The organism is Clostridia bacterium, assembly GCA_024653205.1.
Lineage (GTDB): Bacteria > Bacillota > DSM-521 > Neomoorellales > SLTJ01 > JANLFO01.
The window spans coordinates 1-25,794 of record JANLFO010000020.1 but is presented as its reverse complement, the minus strand read 5'-3'; the positions used below and the strand labels follow the sequence as shown (position 1 = coordinate 25,794).

The following is a 25,794-nucleotide window of genomic DNA, read 5'->3' as shown; positions in this document are numbered from 1 at the left end:
ATTCCGGTCGGGGTCGGAGTTGTGGGCCGACCCATGGTGGCGGAGGTGCAAGGATGTCTGGGCCCAAGGTGGCCTTGTTCCTTCCCTCCCTTCGCGGCGGCGGGGCGGAGCGGGTGATGGTGAACCTGGCCCGGGGCTTTGCCGAGAGAGGCCTGGCGGTGGATCTGGTGCTGGCCAGGGCGGAAGGGCCTTACCTTGCGGAGGTGCCCTCCTCGGTGCGGGCGGTGGACCTGGGCGCCCGGCGGGTGCTCTATGCCCTTCCGGGGCTGCTCCGCTACCTGCGGCGGGAGCGACCGCACGCTATGCTGTCCGCCCTCAACCACGCTAACGTGGTGGCCATTTGGGCCAGGTTGCTGTCCGGGGTCGAAACTCGACTGGTAGTTTCGGAGCACAGCACCCTAAGCCGGTCTACGGAAAACGCTTCCTCTTTGCGAAGGCGGTTTATACCTCTGTTGATCAAGCGCTTTTATCCAAGGGCTGACGCGGTGGTAACAGTATCCCGCGGGGTAGCGGAGGACTTGGTGGCCCAGACCAGGCTACCCGCAGAGAAGGTGAAGGTCATCTACAACCCCGTGGTCACGCCGGAGCTCTTCGCCAAGGCCGAGGAGCCGTTGGATCACCCCTGGTTTCGGCCCGGCGAACCGCCAGTGATCGTGGGCGTCGGGAGACTGACAGTGGCGAAGGATTTTCCCACCCTCCTCCGCGCCTTCGCCCTGGTCCGCCAGGACCGCCCGGCCCGGCTCGTGATCCTAGGTGAGGGTGAAGACCGCCCGGAACTCGAGACCCTGGTGCGGCAGCTGGGAGTCGAACGAGACGTGGCCCTGCCTGGATTCGTAGACAACCCCTACAAGTACATGAAGCGTGCGGCGGTCTTCGTGCTCTCCTCGCAGTGGGAAGGTTTCGGCATGGTGTTGGTAGAGGCTATGGCTCTAGGAACGCCGGTAGTGTCCACCGACTGCCCCAGCGGCCCAGCCGAGATCCTCGAGGGCGGCAAATGGGGGCGGCTCGTGCCAGTTGGAAAGCCCGGCCAACTGGCGGGCGCCATAATGGCGGTTCTCAAGGGGGAACGTTGTGACCCTTCACCACGCGTCAGCTCTTTCTCGATAGAGGCGATAACGGATGAGTATATCCAACTCCTCGGTGTCACCGGCTAAACAACTAAACTTCGTCGGCGTCGTCATACTCGTCATCTTCACTGGTACTGCCGTGCTTTCTCTCCAGACGCCCTCAAGGGACTACCTATTTCCTCTAGCGGCGTACCTGCAGCTACTGTTACAAGTCTCCGGTTTCGCCATCGCGTTACCACTTCTCCGACTACGCCGCTCTGGCATGGGCAGCAACCTACTAGCGCTCTTGTGCCTCCTCTTATTTTTTGCCTTGGTATCCGTCTGGTGGAGCCCATACCCTGAGCTTACACTTCGTAGGACTTTGATGATAATGGTTACCTCAATGTTTGTCGCCATCCTTACCCTGGGCGACCCCACCCCAATAGCCACGTTTACCGGTCTCAGTAAAGGGCTGGCTTTGTTCGGTGGAGCGATGAGCGTTGTGGGATTGGCGGTGTACCTCTTTGGTGATGTAATGGTGCTAGAGTACGGTACCGTCCAGACACTGCGGCTCGGCCCAATAACCCTCAGTCAACGGCTCTATGGCATATCCCCTTTTTGGCGCATTTCCTCGCTCTTTGGCAACCCGAACACCTTGGCCTCATGGCTTCTCATTAGCCTCACCCTCACGGCCTACCACGCGGCAAACGCGCCACATCGTGGACGCTGGGCAGCGTGGACTCTACTGCAGGTGCTGGCACTCTTACTTACCTTTTCTCGCGCCGGCATTTTGGCGACGGTTCTGAGCCTAGCGATGCTCTGGTATCTTTCCCGAAGCCAAGGCCCTGCATCGCGCGGGTGGCGACAAATCATATGGATTGCCGCCGCCATGGCTCTCCTGGGTGCGGGGCTTGCGATTTTTTGTGCTTATGGCGACGGCTTGACAAGCATTGCTGGCCTCTACCACCCGGCGCGCCTCTCTCTGGACCTAAACCTGCGCGAACTTGCGTGGCGCCCACTCTGGCAGACTATTCTAGAACGGCCCCTGATGGGCGTAGGTTTTGGGGTAAGCTCCGAGGCAGTACTGCTCCCAGAGGGGGTCCAGATAGTGGCACACAATACCTTCCTCGCTGTGGCCAGCGAAGTGGGCATTCTAGGCTTGCTGACGTTCCTTGTCCTGTGGTTTCTTCCCTTGTTCGTAGGTACGAGGAGGCTTAGGCACCGCACCGGCACCGAGAGAACCGTCTTGGCTACCTGTGTGGCCATCGCGACCGGCCTAGTTATCCACCAGGTGTTCGAGGGAGCCATTTTAAGGTACGGTTTCCACACACTGTTTTGGATGTATCTTCTTGCCCTGATGGTTCACCCGGCGGTAGGAGTGCCAAATAATGAGCCAATGGTCTGCAAGGGTTTTGTTCCTAATCACGGGTCTAGCTTACGGCGGGGCGGAGACGCAACTGGTGCGCCTGGCCAGCCAGCTTAAAGGCCGGGGCTGGGCCGTGCGCGTGGTTTCCCTTATGCCGCCCCGGGCCTACGTGCAGGAACTGGAGGCGGCGGGCATTCCCGTCTTCTGCCTGGGCATCCGCCGGAAGCTGCCGGACCCGCGACCGGCCTTACGGCTGGCCAGGCTCATCAGGGAACGGCGGCCGCACATTGTGCATAGCCACACGGTACACGCCAACCTGCTGGCCCGGGTCGTGCGGCCACTGGCGGCAGTTCGAGTACTGGTTTGCACTGCCCACAGCATTGACGAGGGCGGCCGGCTGCGGCAACTTCTCTATCGCCTTACCGATCCGTTTTGTGACCTAACCACCCAGGTTAGCCAGGCTGGGCTGGAGCGCTACGTTCGGGTGGGCGCGGTGCCGGCAGGGAAGATTCGCTTCATCCCCAACGGCGTAGACACCGCGCGTTTCAAGCCCGAGCGGAAGGCGCGCCTCGCGCTGCGGAAGGAACTGGGCGTGGAGGGTTCCTTCGTCTGGCTGGCCGTGGGTCGGTTGGAGCCCCCAAAGGACTACCCCAACTTGCTCAAGGCCTTCGCGCGGGTAGCGGCCGAACAAGCTGGCGCTGTGCTCCTGATCGCCGGGGACGGTCCCCTGCGACCCGCGGCGCAGGAGCTTGCCCGGGAACTGGGCCTAGAAAGGCGGGTGACGTTTTTGGGCATCCGCAGGGACGTGCCCCAACTCATGAACGCCGCCGATGCCTACGTGATGTCCTCTGCCTGGGAGGGGATGCCCATGGTGCTCCTGGAGGCCTCCGCTAGCGGTCTCCCTATCGTGGCCACCGACGTAGGGGGAAACCCGGAAGTGGTGGTGGAGGGCGAATCGGGCTTCCTGGTACCGGCGACCGATCACGAGGCGCTGGCGGCCGCGATGCTGCGCCTCATGCGGCTGCCCGAGGAAGAGCGGCGCCGGATGGGCGAGGCTGGCCGCCGCCACGTGGAGACGAACTACGCCCTCGACCGTGTGGTGGACCGGTGGGAGGAGCTGTACCGGGAACTGTTGGCTCGAAAGGGTACAAAGTGCAATGGCTGAACATTTGGCGCCGCAGCGAATCCTGGCAGCTCAGGGGAGAGTGTGGCTCCATTAAACGGGGGTGCTGAAGCGTGGTTATGGAGAAACAACCTAGGACCTGCGGCGTGGTCGGCCTGGGCTATGTGGGGCTGCCCCTGGCGGTACGGGCGGCGCAGGCAGGGTTCACCGTCTACGGGGTCGATATCGACGAAGAGAAGGTGAGGCGCCTCAGCCGGGGAGAATCAATTGTGCTCGACGTCGCCTCCTCCGAGTTGATGAGCCTCGTAGGTTCAGGTGCCTTCTTTGCCACTACCGACTTCTCTTGCCTAGAGGACGCGGACGTGGTCCTGATTTGCGTGCCGACACCCTTGCGGAAGTCGCGGGACCCGGATATGTCCTACGTGCTGGCCGCGGTTCGCTCGTTTACGCCCTTCCTTCGTCGGGGCCACCTAGTCGTGCTGGAGAGCACCGTGTACCCGGGCGCAACCGAAGAGCTGATAAGACCGGAACTCGAACAGGGCGGCCTGCGCGCGGGCCGGGATTTTTATCTGGCTTTTTCCCCCGAGCGGATTGATCCGGGGAACCGTCATTACGGCGTGGCGAACACTCCCAAGGTAGTCGGAGGGGTGACGGCGGAGTGCACGCGAGTGGCGGCCGAATTCTATGCGCTGCTCGTTGACCAAGTGGTTCCGGTTTCCTCCGCCCGGGCGGCGGAGATGGTGAAGCTTCTGGAGAACGTCTTTCGCGCCGTGAACATTGCGCTGGTCAACGAGACGGCCATCATATGTGAGCGGATGGGAATCGACGTCTGGGAAGTAGTGGAGGCGGCGGCGAGCAAACCTTTCGGCTTTATGCCCTTCTACCCGGGGCCGGGGATCGGCGGGCATTGCATTCCGGTAGACCCGGTGTACCTCTCCTGGAAGGCGAGGACCATGGGGCATCACCACCGCCTGATCGAGCTGGCTACAGACATCAACGCTGAAATGCCGCGCCGGGTGGCGGACAGGGCCGGCGAGATCCTCAACCTTTGGGGCAAGGCCGTCCGGGGTGCCAGAATCCTCCTTCTGGGGGTCGCGTACAAGCCGGACGTGAGCGATATTCGGGAATCGCCGGCTCTGGAAATCCTCCACCTCCTGCGCGAACGGGGGGCGCTGGTGGAGTACCACGACCCGCACGTTCCCCGCCTTGACCTCAGTGGCATAGCGATGGCCTCGGTGCCGCTTACGGCCGAGCGCCTATCGGCATGCGATCTCGTAATCCTCACCACGAATCACTCTTGCTTTGATTACCCCTGGATCGCATCGCACGCCAGGGTGGTCTTCGACACCAGGAACGGGTTCAAGGGAATAACGGGTCCTCATATCTTTCGGGTTGGGGCACCACTGCCGAGTGGCGACGTGCCCGTGGAAGTGGGGTGAGAGGGTGGGCCGCATTTGTCTCGTCACCGGGGGAGCGGGTTTTATCGGCTCGAACCTGGTGCGCACGCTGGGGGAGCAAGGGTGGCAGGTAAGAGTTCTGGACAACCTCGCCACCGGAAGGCTCGAGAACCTGACGGACGTGCTCAACCACGTGGACTTTATAGAGGCCGATGTGAGGGATCTGGATGCGGTCCGGCGCGCCACGGAAGGGGTGGAGGTGGTCTTTCACCAGGCGGCGCTTCCCTCCGTTCCGCGCTCGGTGAAGGATCCTCTGGCTACCAACGAGGTGAACGTCACCGGGACCCTGAATGTACTGCTTGCCGCCCGCGACCATCGGGTGCGCCGGGTGGTTGTGGCCTCGTCTTCCTCCGTATACGGCAACACCCCGGTGTTGCCTAAGAGCGAGGACCTCAAACCGTCCCCTATCTCTCCCTACGCAGTCAGCAAGCTCGCGCAGGAACTGTACGCCCGGAGTTTTTGGGAACTCTACGGCCTCAGTACCGTTTGCCTGCGCTACTTCAACGTTTTCGGTCCACGGCAGGATCCCCGCTCCGAGTACGCCGCGGTGGTACCGCGCTTCATCGGCGCCCTGCTGAGCGGCCGGAGCCCGATTATATACGGGGACGGAAACCAGTCCCGGGACTTCACCTACGTGGCGGACGTGGTCGCCGCCAACCTCCTTGCCGCGGGAGCCGAGGGCGTGCACGGCGAGGTGTTCAACGTTGCGGGGGGGAGAGAGACTACGGTCAACGAGCTCTTGGCGGCGGTCCAGGAGGTAGTGGGCGCTTCGGTTGTGCCCGAGTACAGGGAGCCGCGGCCGGGGGACGTTCGCCATTCGCGCGCCGACGTAAGCAAGGCCCGGCGGCTTCTCGGCTTCGTTCCGCGGTGGGACTTGAAGGCAGGCCTGCGCGAGACGGTTCGCTGGTTTGAGGAGAACGGCATGGCGGAGGTGTACGCTTAACAAGGTTGAGCAGGATCATTATTGTTTCCCACTATACCAGATCGTTGCTTAACTTCCGGCGCGAGCTGATTGAGGAAATGGTCGGGCTCGGGCACGAGGTGATCGCCCTGGGGCCAGAGCAAGGCTTCGAAGCACAATTGGAAGCACTCGGTGCCCGGTATGTACCGATTCCCCTCAGGCGCACGAGCTTGAACCCCGCGGGGGACCTCCCCACCCTGGCCGCGCTTGTGCGACTGATGAGGGACACGAGACCGGACATAGTCTTTTCGTACGCCGCCAAGCCGGTCATCTACGGTTCGCTGGCGGCGCGTCTGGCCGGTGTGCGGCGGGTCCACTCTATGATCACGGGGCTAGGGTCCGCTTTCATAGGTGAAGGAGACTGGCGTGGCCGCGTCCTGGCGGGAGCAGTAGCCTCCCTATATAGGCTGGCGCTGGCGAACAACTCCGCCGTCTTTTTTCAGAATCCCGACGATGCCCGGCTGTTTGAGGACTGGGCTCTCTTGCCCGAACGTTGCCGGGCGGTTGTCATCCCCGGGTCGGGAGTAAACCTCACCCGCTTCCCCTACGCGGACGCTCCTGTGCAGCCCGTCTCTTTTTTGCTGGCCGCGCGGCTCATCCGACATAAGGGCATTGTCGAATACGTGCAAGCGGCGCGCATGCTGAAGCCGCGCTACCCGACCGTGCGTTTTGGACTCATCGGACCCTTCGATACGAACCTTTCTGCACTGCGCAGGGATGAAGTGGAGCGGTGGGCGGCAGAAGGCGTCATCGAGTACCTCGGGGAGACGGACGATATCTATCCTTACCTTGCCGCGTGTAGCGTCTATGTGTTGCCCTCTTACCGAGAGGGTACACCCCGCTCCGTCCTGGAGGCAATGGCGGTGGGGAGGCCGATTATCACCACGGACGCGCCCGGTTGTCGCGAGACCGTGGTGGAGGGCCTGAACGGCTTCCTGGTGCCCCCCAGGGATAGCATGGCGCTTGCCGTGGCGATGGAAAGGTTTGTCCAGAATCCTGGAATAATCAGGGACATGGGGCGGAAAAGCAGGGAGATGGCGGAAGAGAAATATGACGTCCGCCAGGTTAACAGGATCATCCTGGACACCATGGGGTTGGTTTGAGGGGTCGTTCTTTGCAGTGTCTGGAGGGACAGCGCGAGGTGGACGCCGGCAGGTTCTTGTCCTTGCTAGAATCAGAAGCCATATCCGGGCCTCTCTGGATGGTCTTAGGCGCGCTGGTGGATGAGCCGCTGAAAAGGCTTTGCCGGACCATATATCGCCGAGGCCGACGCGCTGCGCTCAGAGTTCTCTGGCCATCCGGCCACAACCCTAAGAGGGAGATCCTTTACCTAACAGATAGCCCTAGGTACGGCTGGGTTGTACTGGATACGACTAGCGGGAAGGGATACTCCAGGCAGAACCTAGTGACTCGTTTTGTAGACGAACCTCCCTTGCTGCCCCCAGTCGTTCAGGAGTTGCGTCGCCAGGTACAGGAGGAGCTAAGCGATCCTTATCCCGGCGGGGTCAAGTTGTGGAACGGCGGGCGGTACTACTTGCGTTCCTTCACCCTTACCCGGCTACCGGACGAGGAAGAACCCAGATTGATCTTCGGGTTTGGTCCCTCCGACTACTACAACTTCCTGGCCACCTCCTTAAGCCTGGACCGCAAACTCGAGGTCAACGGCACCACTACTACGCTTAGAGAGATGTACTTGAGGGACGCCGATCCGTGGGCCCAACCTATCTCTTGTTTGGCGCACAGCTTCGGCATTAATCTCGCCGTGATTACGAGAGACAACCACCTCTTACTCACTCGGAGGTCCAGGTATGTTAGCTCGAGGCCGGCCGCATGGACTGTGGCCGTGAACGAGGGGCTCCAGAGGCCGGCAGACAAAGACGAAGCTGGAAATCCAGACTTCTATAAGGCCGCCGTGAGGGGTGTGTACGAGGAGCTAGGTGTAAGCCTTAGGGAAAACACGGGCGACTGGCCGTTGTTCCTGAGCTTCGGGCTCGACTGGGAACTGTACCAGTATGCTCTGCTAGGGCGTGTCAGGCTCAACCTCTCCCTCAAAGAGGTGAGGGACTGCTGGGAGCTTAACAGCCGCGACAAGTGGGAGGGTGAGATTACCGCGATTCCGTTTACGCTTAAGCATTTTAGCGAGTTCGTGAAAGACCATGGGCCGTGGTCTCCTGCCGGAGTAATCTGTATCATTCATGCCCTTATGGCGGACGAAGGGGTGACCATTGAAACAGTTACAAGGGAGCTAAACAGAGTAGGGGTGAGATACCTTGCCTATCCGGGAGGTAGTCAACTCTCAGGGTCGTCGGAGCCTGGCCAAAAGCCCGTTAACCCGCCGTAACCCGTAGGGGGCCGTCCGTGGTCGTGAACCTGCGCCGGCAGGAATTGCGATCGTTGAGCTGATAGAAGAAGTTGCAGGAAGTGTGGCCAGCCTCTAGAAGATTCGCTTGGGCGACGCCGAGGAGCAGTTGGGAGGGAGGTGAAGGAACCTGAGTGCTCCGCTCCGTATTAGGGACCCCATTCACGGCCTTATTGAGCTGACCGAGGGGGAGGCGGCCATAATCAGGCAGGAAGCCTTTCAGCGCCTGAGAAACATACGGCAGCTTGCCCTAACCTATAAGGTCTACCCTGGCGCCACTCACACCCGGTTTGAGCACAGTCTGGGCACTATGCACGTTGCGGACCGGATGATGGCTGTATTGGCCAGAAGGCCCCTGGTGGCCGGGCGCTTCGACCAAGAAGAGTTTGCCCGCCTTCGACAGGTAGTGCGTCTGGCGGCGCTCCTTCACGATGTGGGCCACGGACCGTTTTCCCACGGGAGTGAAGAGTTGTTCCCGCCCGGTCGGAAACATGAGGACTACTCGGTGGCCATCATACGCCGCTATTTTGGGCCGGTTATCACCGATTACTTTCCCAATATCAAGGTAGACGAGGTAGTGACCCTTCTTACTAAGGGGTACCTGGCCCATGATCTGGTCTTCCTAGGCAGGATCATCGATGGGGAGCTGGACGCCGACAAACTGGACTATCTCCTGAGGGATTCCTACTACTGCGGGGTGCGCTACGGGGAGTACGACCTTGAACGCGTCCTGGACACGCTGACCGTGGTTCCCGTCACCGACAGCAAAGAAGAGTGCTCCCCGGCGCTCAGGGGGCCTGAGGAAGAAGGGCCGTCGCCTACTCCCCTGCAAGGTTACTGGCTGCTGGGCATAGACTCCGACGGCGTGCAAGCCGTGGAGGAGCTCATATTTGCCCGCTATTGGATGTTTATCCAGGTGTATTTTCACAAGACCCGGCGCATTTATGACTACTACCTGACCCAGTTCCTTAAGTATTTCTTGACCAAGAGGTTTGGCAGGGAGGTTTTCCCCGATACCGACCACTTAGACGAATACCTGGCCCTCGACGATTCCACTATCCTCGAGGCCGTCAAAAGGGAGCGCGCTTCCAACGAGTGGGCGCGCCGTATCTACGAGAGGGACCATCTTTCCGAAGCCTTCGTTACCCTGCCGCACCATGCCGGCCTGGCGAGCTACATGGTGCTAACTGAGCTTATCCATAGATTCCTGATGAAGTACGGCGCAAACCCCGAAACTGCCTATGTAGATGAGCGGGCCAGAAAACTTCCTACTAATCCCTTTTTCGGGCTGAAGAGGGAGGAGGACGAGGGGGACAAGGCCAAGCGACAGTTCGCCAGTATAATGGTGCAGGACAAGCACCAGCCCGAGGAGGTGCGATCCATCTTCGAGCTTTCTCTCCCCCTTAAGCTCCTGTCTGAGAAGAGCATCAACCTTGTGCGTTTTTACGTCTCCCGCGACCGCAAGAACGAGGCGGCGGTGTGGTGCCGTGAGCAGTTCTCGCAGATCCAGTCCAAAGTAAAGAAGATCGAGGAGGGATGGACGTAGTGGAGCTGCAGGCGCTAATAGCTTACTTGGCCAGCCGGGTTAAAATCAGAGGTAAGAAAGCCTTGCAGAAACTGGTTTATTTTTGCCAGGAAGCAGGGGTTCCGCTCTACGCCACCTATCGTCTCCACATCTACGGACCTTACAGTAACGAAGTGGCGGAAGAGTTGGGCGAGGCAGTGGCTAAGGAAATTCTCCGCCTGGACCTCGATGGTATAGGTTTCTTACCTGGGACCTCCTGCGCCGAATATGTTGGTCAGCAATGGGAGATTATTGCTCCCCACCGGGCCGCCATTGAAGGGGTCCTGGAAAAGCTAGGCGGACTTAGCCCGCTGGAACTGGAGCTGTATGCCACCGTGCACTTTGTGGCCTCGGCGCTTGGCGAAGCCTATGGCGCGGCCGACGAAGAAAGGGTGGTAACCGAGGTTCACCGCGCCAAGGGCCTGAAGTTTGGCCGTTCGCAGATCCGGGTAGCCTATCGGAACCTGCTGGCTTGGGGTTGGCTCGGGCACATACCCCCCGCGCAGGCGGAGGCAACAGAGGGGAACGGCTAGCGCAAGGGCCGCCCTTGTTTTGGAACCCATTAATGGCAAAAATGTTGGTGAGGGAGGCGGGATGAGGTTTGCAATTCACCGCCGAGGAGAAGGCGAATTGAAGGGGGAATGACACGTGGGGGTGGCTGAAGGCTCGCTATCTGCCAGGTTGAATTGGCTGCGTCTCAGAGTGGTGCCAGAACTAAAGCCCTTTGCCAGGCGTATTGCCGTTTTCGGGTCGTTTGTGCGGGGCGATCTAACCCCGGATAGCGATATTGACCTCCTCGTACGGCTCAAACCCCCGGGCGAGCGTCCTGTCCTGGGTCTGAAATGGTTCGGCCTGGAGGAGAAGCTCGGTGAGTTGCTCGGGCGGAACGTTGATTTGGTCAGCGAAGATGCCCTTAGTCCCTACCTCAGGCCGCACATTGAGCGCCAAATGGTGGTTCTCTACAATGAAGAAGGATGATCGCGTTTATCTGCAGCACGTCGTTGAGGCTATCGGTCGGATCCAGGATTACTTGGCGGAGGTGTCAAAAGAGCAATTCCTGCAAACGTCGTTGTTGCAGGACGCGGTGATCCGGCGCCTGGAGATAATCGGAGAGGCAAGCCGTAATCTTTCTGAGGAATTACGTAACAGATACCCTCAAGTACCGTGGGCCCATATTGTTGGATTAAGGAACCGTATCGTTCACGAGTACTTTGGCGTTGATCTTGAAATCGTATGGGAGATTGTTCAGTATGATCTTCCGTTGCTGAAAGAGCAAATCGAAAACATTGCAGAGGCTGAAGGTTGGAAGGGAGTACGCTAAAAGGCTCGCCACCTCACCCATCTTGAGAACGCTTGGCAGATGTCGCGCGGCGATTTACTACGTCGTAGGATGCCACGGAAGACGCACCATGTCGTGCCCAACCCGGAACCAACACACAGAAAATTGGTGATACACAAGCGTGACGGCCGCATTGCGCAGGCACTGTCCACCATTGCGACATTGTCGGCTATACCGGGCGTTTACCCGCTCTCTCAGTTCCCGCAGGATGGCCAGTTCTAGCTCCTTCTCGGCCAGAAGCCGCTTCAGTCGCTCGTTTTCGGTGCTGACCTAGCTCCGGAGGAGTATTACCGAGCATTCTTAGCCAACCAAACCAGCGCTAGATCCTTTGTGGCTTGATGTCCAAAACTGGGGGGCCAGACCGGTATTGACGAAGAAGGAAGCAAAGGTTATGATATGGCTAGAAAGGGACGCAGAAGGGAGCTCTGCATCAGGAGGTGGCATGAGGTGGACAGGCTTTTGACCCCGGAAGAGGCGGCGGAGCGCCTGGCCGTAAGCCCCAAGAGTATCCGGGAGTGGTTGCGGCAAGGAAAGCTCAAGGGGGTCAGGGCGGGAAGGCTCTGGCGGATAAGGGAGCGGGATTTGGAGGCCTTCTTAGACCCCGTGCTTCACGCCCTGGAGAAGGCCCCAGAAGATGATGAGCCGTTAACCGAGGAGGACAGAAAAGCCGTAGCCGAAGCGGAGAAGGCGATAGCCCAGGGGAAGACCAAGCCCTGGGAGCAGGTCAAAAGGGAAATGGGGCTATGAGGCTTGAGGTGACCGAGCCGGCCCAAAAAGACCTGGCCGAGCTGGAGAAGAAGACCCAAAGGCGCATTAAAGCCGCCCTGGACAGACTTTTGAGCTACCCCCAGGCGGCAGACCTAAAGAAGCTCAAAGGCAGCCAAGATATGTGGCGGCTGAGGGTGGGGGACTGGAGGGTCATCCTGCGGCTAGACCGGGAGCAAGGTATCCTCTACGTCCTACGGGTAAGGCATAGGCGGGAGGCTTACCGGTAGACGAAGGAGGTATCCAACGGCATTTTTATTTTGGGGGGGAGGAGTATTACCGAGCAAGGAGCGTAGGCACCGTCTCAGTTTTGAACCGGACGGAGGGATTGCGGATGAGAGAGATTTCGCCTGGGGTGGTGAAGAAAGTGGCGGCCCGGTCCGGCAAGAGGATGTCGGAAGTCATACGGGAGACGCTGCGGGCCTACCTTGAGGAAAAGGCCGGCGTTGATTACTTTTCTATCGTGGGCATTGCCGAGGGCCCGAAGGACGGCCGCACTTCCGAGGAGGCCGAGGAGGTTCTCAAGGAGGCGCTGCGGTGGTACTGGTGGACACCGGCGCCCTTTACGCCCTGGTGGGCCAGGCTGGGCATCTACTACGCCGACCGGCTGTGGGTGGCGGTTGGTGAAGGGGTCTTCGAAGTGTTGCCTTTGGAAAGGGAGGACCTGCTGCTGGCGCTCGACATCCAAAGGAAGTACCGGGACGCAGGCTTCGGATTCGTGGACGCCACTTGCTTTGCCGTTTGCGAACGACATCGGCTGCGGCGGGTGTTTACCTACGACCGCAAACACTTCTCTCTTTATAAGCCTACCTTTGCCGAAGCCCTGGAGCTACTGCCCTAACGTGAGGCACAGTCGGCCGCGGCGTGGGAGGCGACGCCCTGGCGCGGGAGCGGCTGGCCACCGCCCGGTTCTGGTATCCATTTTTCCTCCGGGGGCCTCAGCCCGGGATACCGCGTAGGGGTAGTGAAACGGCACCTCAGACCGGGGCGCCTGTATAGACACCGTCCGTGCCAGCCGGAATCGCGGCGCCAGGAGCAGGATTCCCGTGCCCGTTCTAGAAAAGTTCTAGCGCACTCGTTTTGAGCCCGGGGCCGCGCCTGTCGCGCATGGCCTCAATTGGAGAGGAGAGGCGGAGGTTGCCTGTTGCGGTTCTGGTAGCTTCTCTGGCAGTCTCGCTCTTGGCCGCCCGCAGCCTCTCCGTTCGTCTGGCCCGAAACGGCATCGTGGGCCGGGACATGAATAAGCCGGACCGGCCCGAGGTGCCGGAGATGGGCGGGCTGGCCGTAGTGGCCGGGTTCGGGGCCGGGGTGCTTCTGGCCTTGGGTGGGACAAGCTTCTTAGGCACCCTTCCCGAGGCGGACCCGGTGCTGCTTTTGGCCTGCCTCTCCACGGTGCTCTTAAGCGGCCTGATCGGTGTGGTGGACGACCTGGCCGGGCTGCGCCAGGGGGTGAAGGCGCTCCTCCCTATCTTGGCCGCTCTGCCGCTGGCGGCGGTGCGCGCCGGCCACACCGAAATGCAGATCCCCTTAATCGGCCGGGTGGAGTTCGGCCTTCTGTACCCTCTACTGCTCATCCCCGCCGGGGTGACGGGCGCGGCCAACGGGGTGAACATGCTGGCCGGGTTCAACGGCCTTGAGGCGGGCATGGGCCTGGTGGCCGCGGGGTCACTCGCGGCTATCGCCTGGTCCCTGGGCGAGGTCACGGCCCTGGTTATCCTTTTGGCCGCGGCGGGGGCCCTGGCCGGGGTGCTGGTGTACAACTGGTACCCGGCCAAAATTTTCGTGGGCGACGTGGGCACGCTTTCCATTGGGGCCATACTGGCCGCGGCCAGCATCGTGGGCAACTTCGAGGCCGCCGGGGCGGTGGTGATCATCCCTTACGCCTTCGATTTCGTGATAAAGGCGGCCAACCGCCTGCCCAGCAAGGGATGGTGGGGCGAGTACAACCCGGCGGACGGCAAGCTTTACTGCCCCAACTCCCACCCGGTGGGCCTCTGCCAGTGGATTATTAAGCTTTCCGGCGGCATCAGGGAGCGGGACCTGGTGCTTACCCTCATGGGCATTGAGGCGGTGTTTGGGTTGTTGGCAATTCTGCTGTACGCCCGCCTCTAGTTTCGGCTGGGCGGCGCTGGCGCGGGCCGCAGGAGCGTCGCTCTGCCGTTTTTATGTGGCGACCACCCTCAAGGAAGCCCTGGTGCGCGGGTACTCGGTCGAAATCATGGTGGGTCCACACCACGTCGGCTAGGACGAGGTCGGGGAGGAATACCGCGGCGGACTACTTGGCAGGTGCGGGCCGGGAGAATCATTATGAAGAAGACGGCTGGAGTTGGAGGATGATGAAGAATGCCTGACATCATAGTGGAATCGGTAAGACTTGGCCCGCGCTGCCAGATGGTTCTCCCGGCCCGGGTCAGAAAAGCCCTGGGTCTCTCCGAGGGGGACGAGGTGCTGGTCACGGTGAACGGGAATGCGGCGGTCGTCGTCCCCAAGCCCAGGAGCTTCGCTGATCGGCTTATGGGTCTGCACCGCGACCTGTGGCAGGGCGTGGCTCCCGACGCTTACGTGCGGGAGGAACGGCGGTCGTGGGAAGGCTAGCGACCGTCCTGGAGGCTCACGGCGTAGTCGCCCTCGACACCAACTGCTTTATCTATTACCTGGAGGGCGGGCCGTGGGCCGTAGAGCTCAAACAAGACCTTTTTCGCCCCTTGGAAGAGGGGCGCTTCCGCGCCGTGACGTCGGCGCTAACTCTGGCCGAGATTTTAGTGCGGCCCAAGTCCTTGGGCAGGGAAGACGTTTGCGAGGAATACAAGGCCCTCCTGTGCTCTTATCCCAGCCTTGGTAATTGTCCCTTTCACCGCGGAAGCCGCCGTCACCCGCGCCGAGATCCGGGCCAGGTACCGCATTCCGAACGCCGGATGCGATTTTCCCACTGTTTGTAGCCCTCAAGGAAAGCGGAGGCCGAACAGATAACGGTGACGGAACTGAGCAGGATTCGGCTGGCCCATGTCGAAGCAGCCTTTCCGGTGAGCTTGGGGCACTTAACTAGCAATCGAGGGGGAGGTTACATAGTATGGAAACCGGTTGGCGCCCGGAGCCCGATGACGAAATCGACCTGCCCTGCTGGAAGTAGTGCTGCGGGGGAAGTGGCTGATCCTGGGCATTACGGCGCTGGCGGTGGTGGGGGCGGTGCTGGTCAGCGCCTTTCTCGTCACTCCTAAGTATATCGCTTCGGCCATGCTCCTGGTTAACCTGCCGCAGATCGGGCGGAGCCCCGCTCGGTGGAGGAGCTGCTGAAAGGCGGCCGGACAGTACCCGCAAATGACCCTGGAGACCTTGCGGGCGCAAGTTACCAATCCGGTAGTCTTGCGCAACGTCATGCAAAAGCTCGGACTGGAGGAGCGGGGCTACACCGAGGAAGAGCTGCGTAAAGCTATTGAAGCCAAAACGATCAAGGACAGCAACCTAATCGACGTGGCGGTGACCGGTCCCGACCCTGAGCTGGTCAGACAAATTGCTGATACCGTTAGCCGGGAGTTCATCGCTTTCATAGACCTTACCCTCGGGCAGCAGATCGGCCGCGCGGCGGACTTCATCCGGGAGCAGATAAGGGTGGAGGAGCAGAAGCTTGTCGAGGCGACCAAGGAGTATACCGATTTCCTGTCCCAGCCCCGGGGTGTGGTGCAATTGCAGAAGGAAGTGGAGGCTAAACTGGAGCTTGTGGCCGACTTCCGCAAGCGGCTGGCGGAGAATGAGTTGCAGCGGGAAAGCGTGCTCAAGAGGCTGGAGGCTGCCAGGAGCCGGTTGGCCGCTACCCCCCGTACTCTCACCACCAAGCAGTCCCTCTTGAAAAACCCCACCATGCTGGTTCTGGCCGGTCAGCAAAACGGGGAGGTCGGGGAGCAGGTGGCGGGGCTTCAGGTGGAGAGCGAGGAGCTTAACCCGGTGTACCTCGCGCTGAGCCAGGAGCTGGCCATGGGAGAACTGCTCAAGGCCCAGCTCGGCCAGGAACGCGAGAACCTGCTCCACCAGATAGGGCAGTTGGAGAAGGATCTGAGCCGGCTTCAGTCGGAATTAGCGGTAAAGCAAGCAGAGCAGGACAAGCTGGTCCAAAAGGTGGAGCTCCTCCGGAACCACTACGAGAGCTTCTTCACCAAGGCGGAAGAGGCCCGCGTCTCCAGTTCCATGCGGCTTGGGGAAATACAGGTGATGCATATTTCCGAGGCTGGGCCGGCCGAACCGGTCTCGCCGCGAATTCCCCTTAACGCTGCGGTGGCAGGGGTTCTGGGGCTGATGGTGTCGGTGTTGCTGGTACTTTTCCGGGACTACTGGCGCCGTTCCTCCGGCTGGCAATCCGCATAGATAACCCCTTGGTTCTCAAGTGGCGTTGTTTGGATCCCCGCACGGTAGAGCATTCGTCGATTGGGGCTTGCGCTGCCTTCAACCCAGCAATTAGCTCAAGATATGGCAAAAAAATGCTGATCAGGGAGGAGTTGAGATGATTTTGTAGAATTAGGGTGTACTAGCATGAGGCTTGCTAGGGCGTGGAGCCCCGGTGACCCGGGGGCAACGTCCTGTGTGCGCTTACCGTGGGTCGGGTTGGCCCGGCTAATGGGCGGGAGGGGTCTTGGTAAGGCAAAATTGGGTAGGTGCCTCCCTAGGCTGGGTGTCAGCGGTGGTGGTTATGGGTAGAGACCCGAAGGCGGCGTTTGAGCGTTTGTTGGAACGAGTTCTTGAGGGAATGGTGGTGCCCTTTATCGGTGCCGGCGTTTCTAACGGGGCTAAACACCGTGGTGGCATCTGCGGTCTTACCAACACAGGGTGCATGCGACAGCGCGTCATGCGCGCACTTGAAGCCAGGTGCAGGGAGACTTCCTGCCCACACCGGGCTTCCTGCGTCGTAGCGGAGGAGCTTCGCAATAAGGATCTATCCTTTGATAAGCTCTGTGAGCTTTGGGAATGGTCCTGCGTTGATGGAAACCGGGATAGCTATTCGAGAAGGGGCAAGCTTGTCTTTGAGATTTTGAATATACCCGAATTCGCCAACGTGGAGCCCGCCGATGCGCATTATTACCTGGCATTTCTGGTACGGGAAGGCGTCATTGATGAGGTCATTACCACCAACTACGACACCTGCATTGAGCAGGCGTACCAGGATACGTTTGGGTCTAGTGAAGCTGACCAAAGGGAAGCTCCTGCCCTGGCCATAGCTGATTTAGAGGGCTACCGGAAAAATGGTGGGCGGAAGTTCATCGGAGATAGCACGCTTAAACGTTGCCTAAAGGTGTATAAGATTAACGGCTGTGCCACCGGGCTTCGTAACGGGCAAGACCCGCGGGTGGTGATGTTAACAGAAAAAGACCTGCAGGATTGGCGCCACCGCGGTTGGGCGCGCGATCTCTTTCGCGACCGGTTGCGCTCGCGCACTCTCCTCTTTTCCGGTTTTGGTAGTGAGGAGCCGCAGGTCCGTTACACGGCTATGCAGGTCTGCGAAGAATTTGCCCAGCGGGCTCAGTCTACTGCTTCGTCCGACGCGACTAATGGCGAGCAGGGCGTGTGGAATAAGGTGAATGCTCCTTTCATCGCTGCCTACGATCCCACACTCTCCTTCAGCCAAACCCAAATTTTGAGCGCCTTCGCTCAGTCCTTCGGTGTGTCGCCCAATCCGGAGGACCTTGGGGCCAACGCGTTTTTGGGTTTGGAGTCGGACCTAAGACTCTTTGCTTCGGAATCCCCCACCGAGAAGAAATTGCCTGCGGATCTGTTCTGGAAACGCCTTTACCAGGCGACATTTTGGAGGCTCTTGCGGAGGGTATGCCTGCCGGATAGCCCGGTTTTGTCCTTTCTTCTACCCTATTTGCCGTGTGCCAGGGCGCTCTTGGCAGAGGCGGTGGAATGGTTTGTCCCAAGCAAGGGGACAGAAACGGCGTGTTTCTTCGGCCGGTTTCCGGAAATGCTTGATATAACGCAAGGCCGGGAGGGCGTATTGCCTCTGGTTCGGTGGGTCGAACGCGTCCGATCATCGCGCTCATTGTTGCGGAAAGGTTGGTACTACCTCTTGGCAGACAGACCTGTACTAACCCCTCTTGTGCTTCTATTGATCCATCTCTTGGCCGGTCCGACCGAAGATGAACCGGACGTCTCCTGGTCGAGCCTAAGGGACAGGATTAGCGACCACGAGGGGACCCTGGGACTGGGCCTTGACGTGTCCCGCCTATTCGGTGGGAACCCGGTCAGGTTATATGTCGCTCACCGGGAGGTAGCAGAGGCGGTTCCCAACAAGCTGCCACGGAGTGATTACCAGGAGATAAGCGTGATAATCCAGATTGTAGTTAACAATTGGTCGGCCCGAACCGTGCGGGTGCGACTGGTCGACCGGGAAAACGGAACGATGATGAAAGTTGTCCCGGTTCGTCAGGTGCCTCTTCTTTCGCTGCTGGAGGGCTTCTCCCACGTGCCGGCAGCCAAGAAGGGGTTTCGTGACCGGCTTCAGGAGACGGTCAGGCTGTCTGATAGCGGTCGGCGTCGCGTCCGTATGCGAACGGTTCCAATCGGGACGGGGGGTGGAGAGACGGGTGACCAACAATGGGTTCGACGTTGAGAGGTTAAGACTGAACCTTGACTCGGAGCTTCTTGGGCGTCTCATGGACCGCATGGATTGTAAGAACGCGGGCCTGACGGTCAGGGACCTCTACTTGTCGGACGTGGCCCTGGCAGTGGACATCGCCTGCGAGAGCACGGCCCTCGCAGCCGGTAGGACTCAAGACACGCTTGGGCGGCTTCTACGCTTTATCTCCGGTCGGGCCGAAGAAGTGGGGTTAGTGCTCCCCCTGCTTTGCGTTATCGATGCCGGCGGAGCCCCGGAGCCAACCAAAATCCTAGAAACGTGGGCTGCCGATCAAGACTGGCACCGGGGGGATTTCTCCCTGATCGTTTTGCGTAATGAGGAGGAAGGCAGCGAGCAGGAGGGCGACCAGCAGAGGGCCCGACACCTGATCCATAAACTGATAGGCCCGGCAGCAGCGGCCTGGCCGCAGGTCGAGCTGAAACCGCGGGGACTAGAAGCTATCATTGAAAGCTTTGAAAGTGAGCAGCGGTCGGGGCGGTACTCGGAGGAACATGCCGGCTTGTTGCGGGCCATGACTCAGGCCCTGCGGGAGGAGGCGGTCGGCCCGGTTGATAAGTGGCTCGAGGATCGGCTTAAGGACCTGAGCAACTTGGTGGCGGGGAGCGGAAACGATGGAGAGTAAGCATATCTTGCGCGTAAAGGCCTTGAAGCTGTGCCGTTTCAGGGGCTTCGTAGGTAGTGAGCCTGTGCGGCTTGATACCGACGCCGACGTGGTCTTGCTGGTCGGACCCAACGGCTTTGGCAAGACCAGCGTTATTGACGCCCTTTGTCTGGTGTTGAACGAGTATTATTACCCGGAGAGGGTCCCCCTGGCCTCGGTCACGGGGCCGGTGCATAATAGTCCGGGCAGCGGGTGGGTGGAAGCGGAGGTTGAGTACGCCGGGTCGGCGACGGAAGTTAAAAGGGTAACGGTAACCGCCAATTCCGAGGTCCGGTATGATCCTGCTTTAGGGCCTACCGAAATACCTCGCGAGTTGGCGGCGCGGTGCAGCTTCTACTATCAGGACCTTCTAAGCAAGCTCTTTGAAGAAGAGGAAGCGCAGATGCCCCGCCTGCTGGAGTTTCTGAGGCCATCGCCCAAGAGCATACAAGTGGTTCAAGAGGCGGTGAGGAAGGCGCACAAACGGTGGCGATTAGAGACCGACCGCCTAATGAACTTTATTGGTCAAGGCCTGTCGGGCGAGAGCACGATCAACGTAGACCGAAAACAGGCGGCGCTTGCCTTCAGGGATGCCTACCAGAGCTTGGTGGATACCGCTTCGAGCGAAGAGGGTATAGTTCTCCCCAGGAGGACCGGAGATTGGCTATTCGTCATCAGGTCTGGCAACCTGCGCTCGGGGTGGGAAACGGAGTTGAGGAATCTGGCGGAGGAATTTGCTCCGGATCGTACACCTCCGGCAGCCGATGACAAGCCTTCTGCCTCTTTACGACTAATTGAGGAAGCGCTGGTTGCGCTCCGGGAGAAAGTCGTAAGGCGGATGGGTGAGGTCCAAACTAAGCTGCGTCTCCTCTTGGAGGATCAGCCCGAAGACACTTCGCTATTACCCCCGCCTGTTTGGCCGGAATGCGAAAGAGAAGTAGCGGCGCTGTCCGGGGAGGTTTTGGCCAAGCAGAAGCAAGTCGATCTCCTGGAGAAACTGGAACGCCACTTCGACAACCCATCGGGGCCGGATCTTATACAGGTATTGACCGCCCTGCGTGACCAGGGTCCGACCTGGCTCGAGGTACCCTGCGCGAGTGAGGTACCCTGCGCGAGTGGTGATATTGGGGATATGCTTCCTCCTTCACCGATAGTTGAATGGCTACGAAAGGTCACCAGCTACGACCTTTCTCGACTGGTGGGCGAATTAGAGGCGTGGCAGGTCCGTATCAGAGAGCAGCGCACTCAGCTTTTACAGAACCTCTTACAGTTGCGCGAAACCCTTCAAGCAAAGACTACGCTGCTGAAACGGTCCAGGGAGGTTTACGCCCTCCTACGCGAACCCTCACTTAGCTCCCGGTACAAAACCTTGCTAGAGCAGCAGCCCATTTCTCTTAAGGACCTGAAAGACCTTCTGCGGACCGAAGGCGCACGCACAGCCCTCCTCAGCGCAATTGACCGCGCTCGCCAGGCGGCCTCACAGTGGAGGGAAGTAGAAGAGCTGTATGAACGCAGGGTGGCGTTCGTTCAACAGCAGGCGGGTTACTTAAGGGCAAAAGACTATATAGCTTCGGTCTCAGCAGCTTTGGACCGGGAAACGGGTAAGAATTCTGTGCTAGCGGCCGCCATTGTCCCGCCCGACGATGTTCTTAGGGAACTCGAAGGGACTGTAAACGCGATTCTAAAGCGTTTTCGGTTGGTGGAAGGGATTTGCCCCGTCCGCTTTAGGACCTCGCGACCAACAAAGAGAGGTGAAGCCGCACCGACTTTACAGGTTTATACTCGCGACGACCGGCCCCTGTCGGCCTTATCCACCGGTCATCGAGCACAGTTAGGCCTGGCCATGTTACTGGGTCTTAATTATTCACTTAATAGCTACATACGGCATAACGTCATTGCCCTAGACGACGTGACCACAGCCTTCGACATGGCGCAGTTGCCGCGGACGGCTGCTCTTATCAGACAAATCGCCTATGCTACCGAAGAAGTCTCGGCCAGGCGTCAGGTCTTCATCGTTAGCCATCACGAAGATCTGACCAACCGTCTTCTCGACTTCCTGGTCCCTCCTGCTGGGAGGAAGTTACGCATCGTGAACTTCGTGAACTGGCGATCAGATTCCGGCCCAGGCTTCGAGCAAAGAGAGTTGGAACCGGGCCTAGCAGCGACCGCCGAGGATAGCAGGAGGAGACTCGTGGACATCCTGGAGTGGGCTTGTAGAGCCGCCTATTAACGGATTATTTCATGTTCGGCCTCCAGACGCTGTTCCTCCTCCCTGTAGGTGGCATGTTCGGCGGCCAAACCTTGCCGCTTGAGCATGCCCCGCGCCCCCGCCACGGGATCGTCCGGAAGCGGGCGCACCACCGGGACGCCTTCTCGTTCAATGATTAGCGCCCGACCAGGGGCCTTAAGGCCGCGGAACTTCCCACTGTTTGTAGTATCCAGAAGTCAACCTTGTCGCCTTCGCGCACATCTATCAGGTTAAATACGCTTTTCTCCTCAACGGCCCTTTGGACACTTTGTTCATCCAGGTGGTAATCCGGGGGAGGAAAGGCGGCAAGCAGCTTATCTATCGAACCACCGGGCACGGAGACCACAACATCGATGTCGTGGGTTAGCCGCGGCTCTCCCTGCAGGCTGGAAACCAGAGAGCCGGTGAGCATATAGGGGATCGCTGCTTGGTCGAGAGCGCGGACAACCCTCTCTAGTAGTTTCTGTTGTGGCATTTGCTCAAACGCTCCAAATAGATTCTCCTTATGTCTTCCTCGCCGAGATGCGGATACCGCTCCCGCAGGCCGTGGAAGAAAAGCTTCTTCCCCAGGGCGGACAGTTCAAAGGCCTTCAGCAGGCGCTGCTCTGGAGTCATCCTGCGGAGCACTTCGATGTAGAGACGGTGATTGGGCCGCGCCTTGGGATCCAATTCGACCAGCCTCCGTAGCCGGTGTATACTCTTGACGCTCCAATTATAACACAAGATAACACAAGAGAGCGCACGGCTGTAGCGCCGCCTGGTCCGGGGACCGCCGTTCCCTTTCTGCCTTTTTCCAGCCTGCTCCCCGGATTAATCCCTGAGGTATCTTTGGACGCGGTGAACTCTCCCCGAACAGTCCAAGCGTTGAGGCTGCGGCAATAAGGGGGTATAATGTAACAGAACGTATGCGTAAGCGGGAGATGGAACTGGTGATGACCCAGGCGGTCTACACTCCTAGGGAAGTAGCGGAAATGCTCAAAGTGAACGAACGCACGGTGCGGCGCTGGGTGCGGACAGGGCAGCTGCGGGCCTACCGTTTCGGCAGGCAGCTAAGAATACCTGCAGAGGCGCTGGAAGAGTTTGGCCGGCCGCCAGCGGGAGCGGTTGAGGCCGACTGGCTCGCCAGGTGCCGGCAGGTGCGGGGCTTGCTTCCCGCAAGCGCTGACAGCGGGAAACTGCTCAGGCAAATCCGCAGGGAGAGGGCTGGCCGTTGAGGCTGCGGACCAGAGAAGTGTGCGTGGACGCGAGCCTTGTACTCAAGCTGGTGCTCAACGAGGCGGACAGCGAGAGGGCGGAGGTCCTGTTTACCAGGTGGCACGCGCTAGGGGTGCGCCTCATTGCCCCTGTCTTCTGCCCGGTTGAGGTGGACAGCGTGATCCGGCAGAAGACCACGCGCCCTTCGGCCTGCGGCGGGCTGACAGAAGAGCAGGCCGACCTGGCCTTTGCCGCCGTGCAGGCCATACCTTTGACCGTCCTCATGGAGGAGGGGCAAAGGCAAAGGGCCTGGGAGCTGGCCAAGGCCCTGGGACTTCCCACCGTTTACGACGCCCACTACCTGGCCCTTGCGGAGTTGCGGCGCTGCGAATTCTGGACGGCCGATGACCGGCTGTATAGGAAATGCAAGCAAGAGCTACATTACGTTCGCCATCTAGGCGACGCATGAGTGAGTTTCCTTTCTGGGGAGGAAGAAAGGAATGAATCTGTGGGTTCGGGAGTTGGCCCCCGCTCGTGATGGACCCATCGCCCTGCCTTTCTTCAACGCCCTCAAATCTTAAGGCAGCCCTCCTCCGCTGCCGGCGCTAACGTCCCGGCCCGCCCCGGCCGGCATTTTGCGGTGGTGGGGGTCACCGGGGGAGGACGGCCGTCGCCGCGTTTAAGCGACACCCTTCGGTCAACTCGGTGCTTCCCACTGTTTGTAGCGCTCGAGGAAAGCGGAGGCCGAACAGATGACGGTCGACCCGTACGTGTTCAGCCTGAGGAGGTGCTTGTCGCCGGTAATCAGGTAGTCGGCAGCGGCGGCGGCCGCACAGGCAAGAACGTGATCATCCGCGGGGTCATCCTTCACAATCGGGGGCAAGGCTGGGGCCTCTGCCACTTCCGCAATTCGGAGTAGATCCTCGACGAACCATATCTTGTGCAGCCTGGGAAAGCCGAACTTGGGATAATCCAGCACGCGCAACAACTCTTCCAACATGGGCCGGGAGATATACAGAAGCAGTTTGCCCTGGAGGCACAGTTCGTATACCTTTCTTTCCGGTCCGTTCCAGCCCAGGGCCGAGAGTAGAACGTTCGGATCCAGCACTACTTTTGGCCTCGCGCCCAACGCACGGCCTCCTCGACATCTTCGGGCTTGACTCCTTCCTCCTGCCAGCGCTTTTCGGTCTCCTCGGCCAGGGTGCGAAACCTCGCCAGGGGTTCAACGGCCGCCTTCTCTATTCTTAGCCCCTGGCCTTGAGGGAGGAGCAGGAGGTAGTCTCCTTCCTCAAGGCCATACCGTTCTCTAAGCTTTTTGGGAATGGTAATCTGACCCTTTTCGGAAATCTTAGCCACAAACTGCTCGGCCATGGTGCATCCCCCTTACATTCCTCTTTTCTTCCCCGCTTTGCCATTGTACCACTGCCAAAAGGGGGCGGTCAACTGCAGCGCCGAGGGCACTGGCGTGGGCCGCCGGAGCATCGCCCTGCCTTTCTTCAACGCCCTCAAATCTTAAGGCAGCCCTCCTCCGCTGCCGGCGCTAACGTCCCGGCCCGCCCGACCTGACGGATCCCACTTCTTCGAGGGCAGTGCTGGTTTTGCCCGAGTACCTGAAGCGTGCCGGGTACCGAACTCGGTGAGAGCGAGCGTGGAGGCGGGCCGGAGGCCACGGATGGCCGAAGCCGCGCTGGCGCCATGGACGGCGCCTAAGCGGTGTGCCCGCCGGAGCGCGAAGCTCGAACCCTAGTTTGGTCGGCTAAGCGACCGGTACGAAGGGGAAACCAGCACTGCCCCGGGACGAACTGGGGATAACTCAGCCGCCCGACGGCTTGACTCCTTCCTCCGGCGCGATATTATGTAGGTGTAACCTCTTTTGTTACGGAGGGCTGCCAGGTGGAGAAGACAGGGAGGAGAATACTCAATATCTCAATTCCGGCTCCCTTATACAATGAGCTTGAGGCCATGGCCAGGCACGAAGCCAAGACCAAGGCGGAATTTGCGCGGGAGGCCATCAGGCAGTACATCGAGCGCGAGAAGCGGTGGCAGCAAATCAGGGAGTGGGGCAGGCAAACCGTCCGGGAATTAGGTCTCAAAGGCGAAGAGGAAGTAGAAGACGCGATCCATGCGGAGCGAAGTGAAAGCCGAAGTGGTTAAGGTGGTTTTGGACACCAACGTCTATATATCTGCGATCCTCTTTGGCGGGAAGCCCGAGAGGATTATCAGCATGGCAAGAAGTTCCGAGATCGAGTTGCTGATTTCGCCAGACATCCTTGCCGAGGTGGCGAGAGTGCTGAGAGCTAAATTCGCTTGGACCGATGAGCAGATTAGAGTAACCTTGGCGGAGATCACCTCAATCACCACGTTGATCACGCCTAAGATTGCATTAAAGGTGATCGCAGAAGACAAGGCAGACAACATGTTTTTGGCGTGCGCATTGGCGGGTGGCGCCGAATACGTTGTTTCTGGTGATACCCGTCACCTTCAGCCGTTGAAGGAGTACCAAGGTATTCGTATTCTTTCGCCTGCCGAGTTCCTGCCCATTATAACCCGATTCACTTAATAGCTACATACGGCATAACGTCATTGCCCTGGACGACGTGACCACAGCCTTCGACATGGCGCAGCTGCCGCGGACGGCTGCCCTTATCAGACAAATCGCCTATGTTACCGAAGAAGTCTTTGCCAGGCGTCAGGTCTTCATCGTTAGCCATCACGAAGATCTGACCAATCGCCTTCTTGACTTCCTGATCCCTCCGGCCGGGAGGAAGCTACGCATCCTGAACTTCGTGAACTGGCGGCCTGATTCGGGCCCAGGTGTTGAACAAAGAGAGGTGGAACCGGGCCTGGCGGCGACCGCCGAGAACAGCAGGAAGAGTCTCGTTGACATCCTTGAGTGGACATGTAGAGCCGCCTATTGATGTCTGACTGCCCCTGCCCGTATTGCTCGGCCATGGTGGGTTCCACCGGGCCGGGCCCTTAGGAACTGCGCCGATCGTCGACGGGGGTGGCAGCCAACGACGTTGCGAGCGTATGGCGAAGGGGGCCTTGGGTCCCTGACGTATCCCCACTTTCGAGTTAAGTTGAGTTGACTGGCGGTACCGGGTGCT

The 25,794-nt window shown here is 59.8% G+C and carries 32 protein-coding genes and 1 pseudogene; 27 read left to right on the top strand and 6 right to left on the bottom strand.

The annotated features are described in order from the left end of the window. The first annotated feature begins 53 nt into the window (after window positions 1–53). The 11 genes from NUV99_09760 to NUV99_09710 all read left to right on the top strand — a co-directional run bounded on the left by NUV99_09760 (window position 54) and on the right by NUV99_09710 (window position 11,197). Window positions 54–1,154, top strand: a complete 1,101-nt coding sequence (locus tag NUV99_09760; protein ID MCR4420386.1) for a glycosyltransferase — start codon at window positions 54–56, stop codon at window positions 1,152–1,154. Beyond that, window positions 1,120–2,529 carry an O-antigen ligase family protein gene (locus NUV99_09755; GenBank protein MCR4420385.1) on the top strand — a complete coding sequence of 470 codons (1,410 nt, stop codon included), beginning with the start codon at window positions 1,120–1,122 and terminating at the stop codon, window positions 2,527–2,529. Before NUV99_09760 ends, NUV99_09755 begins: the two co-directional genes overlap by 35 nt. Then, window positions 2,507–3,577 (top strand): glycosyltransferase, encoded by a 1,071-nt coding sequence (locus NUV99_09750; protein MCR4420384.1) that lies wholly within the window; start codon window positions 2,507–2,509, stop codon window positions 3,575–3,577. The genes NUV99_09755 and NUV99_09750 overlap by 23 nt, the downstream gene beginning before the upstream one ends. A gap of 77 nt (window positions 3,578–3,654) precedes the next feature. Continuing rightward, window positions 3,655–4,974, top strand: a complete 1,320-nt coding sequence (locus NUV99_09745) for a nucleotide sugar dehydrogenase (protein ID MCR4420383.1) — start codon at window positions 3,655–3,657, stop codon at window positions 4,972–4,974. Window positions 4,975–4,978: 4 nt separating this feature from the next. Beyond that, a complete protein-coding gene (locus NUV99_09740; protein MCR4420382.1) occupies window positions 4,979–5,935 on the top strand; it encodes an SDR family oxidoreductase in 957 nt (318 codons plus the stop codon). 5 nt (window positions 5,936–5,940) lie between these two features. Continuing rightward, window positions 5,941–7,056 carry a glycosyltransferase family 4 protein gene (locus NUV99_09735; protein ID MCR4420381.1) on the top strand — a complete coding sequence of 372 codons (1,116 nt, stop codon included), beginning with the start codon at window positions 5,941–5,943 and terminating at the stop codon, window positions 7,054–7,056. Between the two features lie 11 nt (window positions 7,057–7,067). After that, window positions 7,068–8,294, top strand: a complete 1,227-nt coding sequence (locus NUV99_09730) for an NUDIX domain-containing protein (protein MCR4420380.1) — start codon at window positions 7,068–7,070, stop codon at window positions 8,292–8,294. A 253-nt stretch (window positions 8,295–8,547) separates the two neighbouring features. After that, a complete protein-coding gene (locus NUV99_09725; GenBank protein MCR4420379.1) occupies window positions 8,548–9,858 on the top strand; it encodes an HD domain-containing protein in 1,311 nt (436 codons plus the stop codon). Next, window positions 9,858–10,409, top strand: coding sequence for a hypothetical protein (locus NUV99_09720; protein MCR4420378.1), 552 nt, complete (start codon window positions 9,858–9,860; stop codon window positions 10,407–10,409). Before NUV99_09725 ends, NUV99_09720 begins: the two co-directional genes overlap by 1 nt. A gap of 115 nt (window positions 10,410–10,524) precedes the next feature. Further along, window positions 10,525–10,854 carry a nucleotidyltransferase family protein gene (locus NUV99_09715; protein MCR4420377.1) on the top strand — a complete coding sequence of 110 codons (330 nt, stop codon included), beginning with the start codon at window positions 10,525–10,527 and terminating at the stop codon, window positions 10,852–10,854. After that, window positions 10,841–11,197 (top strand): DUF86 domain-containing protein, encoded by a 357-nt coding sequence (locus NUV99_09710; protein MCR4420376.1) that lies wholly within the window; start codon window positions 10,841–10,843, stop codon window positions 11,195–11,197. The genes NUV99_09715 and NUV99_09710 overlap by 14 nt, the downstream gene beginning before the upstream one ends. A 198-nt stretch (window positions 11,198–11,395) precedes the next feature. Here NUV99_09710 and NUV99_09705 read toward each other — a convergent pair. Further along, a pseudogene (locus tag NUV99_09705) lies at window positions 11,396–11,491 on the bottom strand (transposase). 171 nt (window positions 11,492–11,662) lie between these two features. On the opposite strand from NUV99_09705, the gene NUV99_09700 reads away from it, so the two are divergent. The 11 genes from NUV99_09700 (at window position 11,663) to NUV99_09650 (ending at window position 21,475) form a co-directional block, all read left to right on the top strand. Beyond that, window positions 11,663–11,962 carry a helix-turn-helix domain-containing protein gene (locus NUV99_09700; protein MCR4420375.1) on the top strand — a complete coding sequence of 100 codons (300 nt, stop codon included), beginning with the start codon at window positions 11,663–11,665 and terminating at the stop codon, window positions 11,960–11,962. Then, window positions 11,959–12,210, top strand: a complete 252-nt coding sequence (locus tag NUV99_09695; protein ID MCR4420374.1) for a type II toxin-antitoxin system RelE/ParE family toxin — start codon at window positions 11,959–11,961, stop codon at window positions 12,208–12,210. The genes NUV99_09700 and NUV99_09695 overlap by 4 nt, the downstream gene beginning before the upstream one ends. A 104-nt stretch (window positions 12,211–12,314) precedes the next feature. Then, window positions 12,315–12,821 carry a PIN domain-containing protein gene (locus tag NUV99_09690; GenBank protein MCR4420373.1) on the top strand — a complete coding sequence of 169 codons (507 nt, stop codon included), beginning with the start codon at window positions 12,315–12,317 and terminating at the stop codon, window positions 12,819–12,821. Between the two features lie 296 nt (window positions 12,822–13,117). Further along, complete coding sequence (locus tag NUV99_09685; GenBank protein MCR4420372.1) at window positions 13,118–14,092, top strand: hypothetical protein; 975 nt, start codon at window positions 13,118–13,120, stop codon at window positions 14,090–14,092. A 231-nt stretch (window positions 14,093–14,323) separates the two neighbouring features. Further along, window positions 14,324–14,575 (top strand): AbrB/MazE/SpoVT family DNA-binding domain-containing protein, encoded by a 252-nt coding sequence (locus NUV99_09680; GenBank protein MCR4420371.1) that lies wholly within the window; start codon window positions 14,324–14,326, stop codon window positions 14,573–14,575. Then, window positions 14,563–14,919 (top strand): hypothetical protein, encoded by a 357-nt coding sequence (locus tag NUV99_09675; protein ID MCR4420370.1) that lies wholly within the window; start codon window positions 14,563–14,565, stop codon window positions 14,917–14,919. The genes NUV99_09680 and NUV99_09675 overlap by 13 nt, the downstream gene beginning before the upstream one ends. 190 nt (window positions 14,920–15,109) lie before the next feature. Further along, window positions 15,110–15,274: a Wzz/FepE/Etk N-terminal domain-containing protein gene (locus NUV99_09670; protein ID MCR4420369.1), complete on the top strand. Its 165-nt coding sequence runs from the start codon at window positions 15,110–15,112 to the stop codon at window positions 15,272–15,274. A gap of 24 nt (window positions 15,275–15,298) precedes the next feature. Beyond that, window positions 15,299–16,339, top strand: coding sequence for a hypothetical protein (locus NUV99_09665; protein MCR4420368.1), 1,041 nt, complete (start codon window positions 15,299–15,301; stop codon window positions 16,337–16,339). 304 nt (window positions 16,340–16,643) lie between these two features. Further along, complete coding sequence (locus tag NUV99_09660) at window positions 16,644–18,578, top strand: SIR2 family protein (protein MCR4420367.1); 1,935 nt, start codon at window positions 16,644–16,646, stop codon at window positions 18,576–18,578. Continuing rightward, window positions 18,553–19,227 (top strand): hypothetical protein, encoded by a 675-nt coding sequence (locus NUV99_09655; protein ID MCR4420366.1) that lies wholly within the window; start codon window positions 18,553–18,555, stop codon window positions 19,225–19,227. Before NUV99_09660 ends, NUV99_09655 begins: the two co-directional genes overlap by 26 nt. Beyond that, window positions 19,217–21,475 (top strand): AAA family ATPase, encoded by a 2,259-nt coding sequence (locus NUV99_09650; GenBank protein MCR4420365.1) that lies wholly within the window; start codon window positions 19,217–19,219, stop codon window positions 21,473–21,475. The genes NUV99_09655 and NUV99_09650 overlap by 11 nt, the downstream gene beginning before the upstream one ends. Here the strand turns inward: NUV99_09650 and NUV99_09645 are convergent. The 3 genes from NUV99_09645 to NUV99_09635 are packed head-to-tail and all read right to left on the bottom strand — an operon-like array spanning window position 21,472 to window position 22,162. Next, window positions 21,472–21,606, bottom strand: coding sequence for a hypothetical protein (locus NUV99_09645; GenBank protein MCR4420364.1), 135 nt, complete (start codon window positions 21,604–21,606; stop codon window positions 21,472–21,474). The two genes, NUV99_09650 and NUV99_09645, sit on opposite strands and share 4 nt — an antisense overlap. Before the next feature lie 23 nt (window positions 21,607–21,629). Continuing rightward, window positions 21,630–21,905 carry a hypothetical protein gene (locus NUV99_09640; GenBank protein ID MCR4420363.1) on the bottom strand — a complete coding sequence of 92 codons (276 nt, stop codon included), beginning with the start codon at window positions 21,903–21,905 and terminating at the stop codon, window positions 21,630–21,632. A 41-nt stretch (window positions 21,906–21,946) separates the two neighbouring features. Further along, complete coding sequence (locus NUV99_09635; GenBank protein MCR4420362.1) at window positions 21,947–22,162, bottom strand: hypothetical protein; 216 nt, start codon at window positions 22,160–22,162, stop codon at window positions 21,947–21,949. A gap of 236 nt (window positions 22,163–22,398) precedes the next feature. Between NUV99_09635 and NUV99_09630 the strand changes: the two genes are divergently transcribed. Together NUV99_09630 and NUV99_09625 are read left to right on the top strand one after the other, a co-directional pair. Continuing rightward, on the top strand, window positions 22,399–22,707 hold the full coding sequence (locus NUV99_09630; protein ID MCR4420361.1) for a helix-turn-helix domain-containing protein: 309 nt from the start codon (window positions 22,399–22,401) through the stop codon (window positions 22,705–22,707). Further along, complete coding sequence (locus NUV99_09625) at window positions 22,704–23,156, top strand: type II toxin-antitoxin system VapC family toxin (protein ID MCR4420360.1); 453 nt, start codon at window positions 22,704–22,706, stop codon at window positions 23,154–23,156. The genes NUV99_09630 and NUV99_09625 overlap by 4 nt, the downstream gene beginning before the upstream one ends. A gap of 228 nt (window positions 23,157–23,384) precedes the next feature. Here the strand turns inward: NUV99_09625 and NUV99_09620 are convergent, their stop codons facing one another. Then, window positions 23,385–23,816 (bottom strand): putative toxin-antitoxin system toxin component, PIN family, encoded by a 432-nt coding sequence (locus NUV99_09620; protein MCR4420359.1) that lies wholly within the window; start codon window positions 23,814–23,816, stop codon window positions 23,385–23,387. Beyond that, window positions 23,795–24,058, bottom strand: a complete 264-nt coding sequence (locus NUV99_09615) for an AbrB/MazE/SpoVT family DNA-binding domain-containing protein (GenBank protein MCR4420358.1) — start codon at window positions 24,056–24,058, stop codon at window positions 23,795–23,797. Before NUV99_09615 ends, NUV99_09620 begins: the two co-directional genes overlap by 22 nt. A 522-nt stretch (window positions 24,059–24,580) precedes the next feature. On the opposite strand from NUV99_09615, the gene NUV99_09610 reads away from it, so the two are divergent. From NUV99_09610 to NUV99_09600, 3 genes are read left to right on the top strand one after another with little or no spacing between them, the layout of a single operon-like run. Continuing rightward, a complete protein-coding gene (locus NUV99_09610) occupies window positions 24,581–24,841 on the top strand; it encodes a ribbon-helix-helix protein, CopG family (protein MCR4420357.1) in 261 nt (86 codons plus the stop codon). Further along, on the top strand, window positions 24,810–25,247 hold the full coding sequence (locus NUV99_09605; GenBank protein MCR4420356.1) for a putative toxin-antitoxin system toxin component, PIN family: 438 nt from the start codon (window positions 24,810–24,812) through the stop codon (window positions 25,245–25,247). The genes NUV99_09610 and NUV99_09605 overlap by 32 nt, the downstream gene beginning before the upstream one ends. A 55-nt stretch (window positions 25,248–25,302) precedes the next feature. Continuing rightward, window positions 25,303–25,605 carry a hypothetical protein gene (locus tag NUV99_09600; protein ID MCR4420355.1) on the top strand — a complete coding sequence of 101 codons (303 nt, stop codon included), beginning with the start codon at window positions 25,303–25,305 and terminating at the stop codon, window positions 25,603–25,605. Window positions 25,606–25,794 lie beyond the last annotated feature (189 nt).

Coding starts and splice junctions, on each gene's coding strand:
- NUV99_09600 (MCR4420355.1), top strand. CDS start 25,303: ATGGCGCAGCTGCCGCGGACGGCTGCCCTTATCAGACAAATCGCCTAT.
- NUV99_09690 (MCR4420373.1), top strand. CDS start 12,315: ATGAGAGAGATTTCGCCTGGGGTGGTGAAGAAAGTGGCGGCCCGGTCC.
- NUV99_09640 (MCR4420363.1), bottom strand. CDS start 21,905: ATGCTCACCGGCTCTCTGGTTTCCAGCCTGCAGGGAGAGCCGCGGCTA.
- NUV99_09745 (MCR4420383.1), top strand. CDS start 3,655: ATGGAGAAACAACCTAGGACCTGCGGCGTGGTCGGCCTGGGCTATGTG.
- NUV99_09615 (MCR4420358.1), bottom strand. CDS start 24,058: ATGGCCGAGCAGTTTGTGGCTAAGATTTCCGAAAAGGGTCAGATTACC.
- NUV99_09630 (MCR4420361.1), top strand. CDS start 22,399: ATGCGTAAGCGGGAGATGGAACTGGTGATGACCCAGGCGGTCTACACT.
- NUV99_09710 (MCR4420376.1), top strand. CDS start 10,841: ATGAAGAAGGATGATCGCGTTTATCTGCAGCACGTCGTTGAGGCTATC.
- NUV99_09695 (MCR4420374.1), top strand. CDS start 11,959: ATGAGGCTTGAGGTGACCGAGCCGGCCCAAAAAGACCTGGCCGAGCTG.
- NUV99_09680 (MCR4420371.1), top strand. CDS start 14,324: ATGCCTGACATCATAGTGGAATCGGTAAGACTTGGCCCGCGCTGCCAG.
- NUV99_09755 (MCR4420385.1), top strand. CDS start 1,120: ATGAGTATATCCAACTCCTCGGTGTCACCGGCTAAACAACTAAACTTC.
- NUV99_09760 (MCR4420386.1), top strand. CDS start 54: ATGTCTGGGCCCAAGGTGGCCTTGTTCCTTCCCTCCCTTCGCGGCGGC.
- NUV99_09665 (MCR4420368.1), top strand. CDS start 15,299: ATGACCCTGGAGACCTTGCGGGCGCAAGTTACCAATCCGGTAGTCTTG.
- NUV99_09605 (MCR4420356.1), top strand. CDS start 24,810: ATGCGGAGCGAAGTGAAAGCCGAAGTGGTTAAGGTGGTTTTGGACACC.
- NUV99_09650 (MCR4420365.1), top strand. CDS start 19,217: ATGGAGAGTAAGCATATCTTGCGCGTAAAGGCCTTGAAGCTGTGCCGT.